At 49.2% G+C, this 4,906-nt stretch carries 5 protein-coding genes; all 5 read right to left on the reverse strand.

Annotated features, from left to right (window positions below; genetic code table 11):
* Nucleotides 1-330: 330 nt before the first annotated feature.
* Nucleotides 331-1,365, reverse strand: coding sequence for a type 2 isopentenyl-diphosphate Delta-isomerase (fni, locus tag M3212_RS21405; protein ID WP_251195943.1), 1,035 nt, complete (start codon nt 1,363-1,365; stop codon nt 331-333).
* A gap of 14 nt (nt 1,366-1,379) precedes the next feature.
* Nucleotides 1,380-2,528, reverse strand: coding sequence for a 30S ribosomal protein S1 (gene rpsA / locus M3212_RS21410; protein ID WP_251195944.1), 1,149 nt, complete (start codon nt 2,526-2,528; stop codon nt 1,380-1,382).
* A gap of 99 nt (nt 2,529-2,627) precedes the next feature.
* Nucleotides 2,628-3,209, reverse strand: coding sequence for a lysophospholipid acyltransferase family protein (locus M3212_RS21415; RefSeq protein WP_251195945.1), 582 nt, complete (start codon nt 3,207-3,209; stop codon nt 2,628-2,630).
* Between the two features lies 1 nt (nt 3,210).
* On the reverse strand, nt 3,211-3,885 hold the full coding sequence (gene cmk, locus M3212_RS21420; RefSeq protein ID WP_251195946.1) for a (d)CMP kinase: 675 nt from the start codon (nt 3,883-3,885) through the stop codon (nt 3,211-3,213).
* A 141-nt stretch (nt 3,886-4,026) separates the two neighbouring features.
* Nucleotides 4,027-4,698, reverse strand: a complete 672-nt coding sequence (locus tag M3212_RS21425; RefSeq protein ID WP_251195947.1) for a flagellar brake protein — start codon at nt 4,696-4,698, stop codon at nt 4,027-4,029.
* Nucleotides 4,699-4,906: the final 208 nt, after the last annotated feature.

Below are 4,906 nucleotides of genomic sequence, written 5' to 3' on the forward strand. Positions count from 1 at the left end.
TCCATTTGCTTGATATATTGGTTGGCGAACCACATATATCGTAGCATCACGAAGGAGTTTTTTTCATACCTCGCTGGAAGCTTTCCGGAACCCTAGGCCTAGCCTAGGGTTTTCTTTTTACAAAAAAGCTTGAGAAAAAGGTCCGTTTCACCTTTTTCTCAAGCTCCGAAGCCGTTTTAGAAGGGGATGTGCGTTAGCTTTTTTCGCACACGAACCAGCGCCTTCGTCTCAGGTTTTGATGTCTGCTCTTTCTCATGAAGTCACACCGCTATTGCGCAGGCCCGCCAGCTGGATGAAATCACATCCGGCTGGCTTTTTTAGGCTTCATTCCTAAATAGATAACCCACGCTGCATCGCCCAATGGTAGGTTTCCCCGCTGATTACGAGCGGTATTTCCCGCAGTTGCTCCGGATTTTTCACATCAAGGGCGGCAAGCAAAAAGCGCAAATCCTCCTGCAATGTACGAATTTCCGCCACGAGCGCGTCCTGTCCCGCTTCGGTTAGCACACGGAGGAAATGTCCGGCAAAGCCGCATGCTGACGCGCCAAGGGCGAGTGACTTGGCCATATCAAGGGCGGTCTGGATCCCGCCTGAGGCAATGACGGGGATGTCACCCTTTGCTGCTCTCGCCTCGAGCAGTGAGCAGGTCGTGGAAATTCCCCACTCATCAAAGTATGATAACCGCCGCTTACGCCGTTCATTTTCGATCTTCGAAAAATTTGTCCCGCCGAAGCCACCGATATCGACGGCTGTCACTCCGCAATCAGCCAGGCGGGCGACGGTTTCCTTGTTCATTCCAAAGCCTACTTCCTTGACGATCACCGGAATCTCAAGAGCCTTGACAATCGCCGCGATTCGTCGCCACGTCCCGCGGAAATCACGATCTCCCTCCGGCATAACAAGCTCCTGAATCACGTTAACATGAATTTGCAGAGCATCCGCCTCAATCATTTCAACCGCTTTTTTTGCCTGGTCAACCGTAGCCTCGCTGCCGAGGTTGGCGAAGATCACGCCGTTCGGGTGAGCCTGACGAACAACCTGATAGCTTTGCCGCTGCCCGTCCTCCCGGAGGGCCGCCATTTGTGAGCCCACGGCCATCCCAACACCGGTTTCCGCAGCGACCTCCGCGAATTGACGGTTGATCTCTTCCGTCCGCTGACCTCCCCCGCCTGTCATCGCATTGATAAAAATCGGTGAACTTAGCGTAAGTTCACCGATTTGCGATGTAAGAGAGATGGCGTCCACATGCTGCTCGGGAATGCTGTTATGGACAAACCGGATATCCTCAAATCCATGGGTCCGGGCCTGCCCGGTTACAAGCGCGTGGTTTAAATGATCAAGTTTCCTGCTCGCTCTGCTGCTCATCTCATCACCTTTGATCAATTTTTGTATTTCTTTAGCTGGTCGCCAATCATATCGCCCAACGAGAATCCGCTCGGCTCATCATCCTTCGCTTCATAAGACTGATAATCATCATCGGCCTCGTCTTCAAGCAATTCACGAATGCTGAGCGAAATCCGTTTATCTTCAAGGTTAATATCAAGCACCTTCACCTGAACCGTTTCGCCTTCTGTCAGCACCTCGGAAGGAGAACCGATGTGACGGTTAGCAATTTGTGAAATATGGACAAGACCTTCCACACCCGGCGCCACTTCAACAAAAGCACCGAATGTAACGAGGCGGCGAACGGTTCCTTCAATTACATCGCCAGGCTTGATCTGTCCCGCAATCTGCTCCCACGGCCCCGGAAGCGTTTCTTTAATTGAAAGCGAAATCCGTTCGCTATCCGGATCGACAGAGAGAATCTTCACATTGACCTTGTCGCCTTCCTGAACCACATCAGACGGCTTTTCCACTCGATGATGTGCCAATTGCGAGATATGTACAAGACCATCTACTCCACCGACGTCAACAAATGCGCCGAAATCCGTTAGACGCTGAACGGTTCCTTCCACGACATCACCGGCTTTAAGAGATTGAAGAACATCCTTCTTCTTTTCTTCTTCTTCCATATCCAGCACAGCGCGCTGTGATAAAATCAATTTGTTGTTTTCCTGATCTAATTCTGCAATTTGCAGACGAAGCGTGCGACCTTTATAATCAGAGAAATCCTCGACAAAATGTCTTTCAACAAGGGATGCCGGAATAAATCCGCGCACTCCAAGATCAACGACAAGACCGCCTTTTACGACCTCGGCTACTTCAGCTTCGATAATCTTGCCGGACTCGAACGCTGCTTGAAGCTCTTCCCACGCTTTCTCAGCCTGCACGGCACGCTTTGAAAGGATCAGCTCGTCATCCTCGACTTTAAGGACCTTTAATTCGAGCTCATCGTCAACTGAAAGAACGTCACTGACCTTCTCGACATGCAAGCTCGATAATTCACTGATTGGAACAATGCCATCCACCTTAAAGCCGACATCGACAAACGCTTGTTTATCCTCGACTTTTGTTACCTTACCAGTTACTACTTCACCTACCTCGAAGGACTTCATTCCTGTCACTTCATTGTTCATTTCTTCGACCATTGGCTTTTGCCTCCTTCAATACCCGCAGTCTAGTCGCGGATCTCGCTAATATATTAAAAATCTTTCACGCTTGCGAAAGAAATTTCACGACCGGTTTCTTTACTTATGCTCTTCAATTAACTGTCCAATATGCTCCATAATATAAGCGGTAGCCTCCTCGGCAGAGCGCTTTTCTTCACGGTAAGCTGTAAAATCAAGCGGCTTGCCATAGACCAGCTTCAACCGTTTTTTGCGTTCATACGGACCGATGATCGCACACGGAATAACGGTTGCCTCGGTTCTCAGGGCGAAGAAGCCAGCTCCCGCCAAGCCTTTTCTGAGCACGCCGTCCTTGCTTCTCGTCCCCTCCGGAAAAAGACCGATCATCTCGCCGTCTTTCAGCAGGTTCATCGCCCGCCGCAAAGCCTGCTTGTCACTCATCCCCCTTTTGACGGGAAAGGCGCCAAGCCGAGGCAGCAGCCCTTTTAAAATCGGCTTTTCAAACAATTCCTGCTTCGCCATATAATGGATTTGCCTGTCAATATAGGCACCGAGTAACGGCGGGTCGAAATTGCTAATGTGATTGGCGCAAAGCAGGACGCCACCTTCTGACGGGATATTCTCCTTACCGACGATTTCAACTTTGTAGGAGCTGGAAAGGAAGCATCTGCAAACAAATTGACCAAACTGATATAAGCCCATCTTATCGTGTTCTCTCCTTTACCAGCTCAATAATTGTTTCGGCAACCTCTTCAATCGAAAGGTCGGTGGAATCAATTTCCACGGCGTCATCCGCTTTCTTCAAAGGCGCGAACGCCCTTGTCGAATCAAGATTGTCACGCCTGGCAATCTCTTCTTTCAGCTGTTCAAAGCTGGACTCGATCCCTTTCGCCTGCTGCTCCTCAAACCGCCGCCGTGCTCTTTCTTCCACCGAAGCAGTTAAAAAGACTTTCACCTGGGCGTCTGGCAATACGTATGTGCCGATATCCCGGCCATCGAGAACGGCTCGTCCCTGACGCGCAAGCTGACGCTGACGCTCGACCATTTCTTTACGCACCGGTTCATGACTCGCGACAAGCGAGACATGGGACGTGACATCAGGCTGGCGTATTTGCTGGGTAACATCAGCTTCATTCAGATATACGTTTAGTCTGTTATCTTCATTTGAGAGACGAATCGTCGATTCATCCAGCAGCCGCTTCAGCCGCTCCCCGTCTTTAAGATCAATGTGCGCTGCGATCGCCGCAAAGGTCAGAGCACGGTACATCGCTCCTGTATCGATATATAAAAAGGATAACTGCTCAGCTACAAGCTTTGCAACCGTACTCTTTCCTGCTCCCGCAGGTCCATCAATTGCTATTTTCAACTTCTCATCCATTGCCATCTACACCTCAATACCATTCAACCAAACACCTTTTTCAACAGAATAAAGGGAGCTTAGAGCGTTTTCACTACTATCTTATCACAAGAAGCGATGACGGTCTAACGAAAGGTCTGAAAAAAGCGTGACCACACGCTTCTATCCTTCCTGCCTCTGACGACGCAAGTTCAATTGCTTCTCGAAACAATAGCGGATGATTTTCTGTCTTTCGATGTCATTCATGTCAGTAAATTGCAAGGAGACGCGCTCTGGAGCTCCTTGTTGCGGCGTGAAGACGCGAACGATCCTCGCCGGTCCCTGCACATAGTCAATTTCACCTGATTGCATCGGCAAAACAAACCAGAGCATGACTTCGCCTTCATCTGGCAGCGACTTGCCTTTTGGAATGTCAATCGCGCATCCTCCGCCGCTAAGATCGGCCGTCACCGATACAAAGCGCTTTCTTCCGTCTGCCTGCAAATGAAGCGCAACATTAACGGCGGCTTCGACCCGCGCATAATTTCTGCGTTGAATCCGCACATATCCTTCCTTACCCGGATCTTTGAGGCAAAACATCGAAATGTTCCCTTTTTTTCTTCCAGCAAGCTCAGTGTCAAAGACGTACTTCGCCTCATCACGCCCGATGAACCATGCTTTGAATGCAGTGCCGGTTTTGAAAAAGCTTGCCGTATTCGTCAGCTCGCTCAACAGCTCATCAACAATTAGAAAATCATCGTCGCGATCAATAAGCCGACAGTGAAATTTTGTCTCCACCTCTTCTTCATTGCTGTCTTTTCGTTCCAAAAAGATCGTCGAGCCAATATTAATCAAGCAGTACTCCTCCTTTTTTATATCCTTCTTTCTCCATTATCGCATGAACAAGGAAAAAGAAGAAGCACGATATGCTTCTTCTCAGATTGTCGAGAAACCCCACTTCTGAAAAGTGGGGTTTCTATTTTGCCTTTGCTTTTTTCTCTAGGATTTAAGAAATTACTCATAAAAGAAGATTGCCAGCCATCTCACCCTCTGGTGAGGTGGT

It is taken from the genome of Halalkalibacter oceani, assembly GCF_023715705.1.
In the GTDB taxonomy this organism is placed as follows: Bacteria; Bacillota; Bacilli; order Bacillales; family Bacillaceae_D; genus Halalkalibacter; species Halalkalibacter oceani_A.

Excerpts from the sequence above, each read along its gene's own strand:
- fni (WP_251195943.1), bottom strand. The coding sequence starts at position 1,365 with ATGAGCAGCAGAGCGAGCAGGAAACTTGATCATTTAAACCACGCGCTT.
- M3212_RS21415 (WP_251195945.1), bottom strand. The coding sequence starts at position 3,209 with ATGGGCTTATATCAGTTTGGTCAATTTGTTTGCAGATGCTTCCTTTCC.
- cmk (WP_251195946.1), bottom strand. The coding sequence starts at position 3,885 with ATGGATGAGAAGTTGAAAATAGCAATTGATGGACCTGCGGGAGCAGGA.
- rpsA (WP_251195944.1), bottom strand. The coding sequence starts at position 2,528 with ATGGTCGAAGAAATGAACAATGAAGTGACAGGAATGAAGTCCTTCGAG.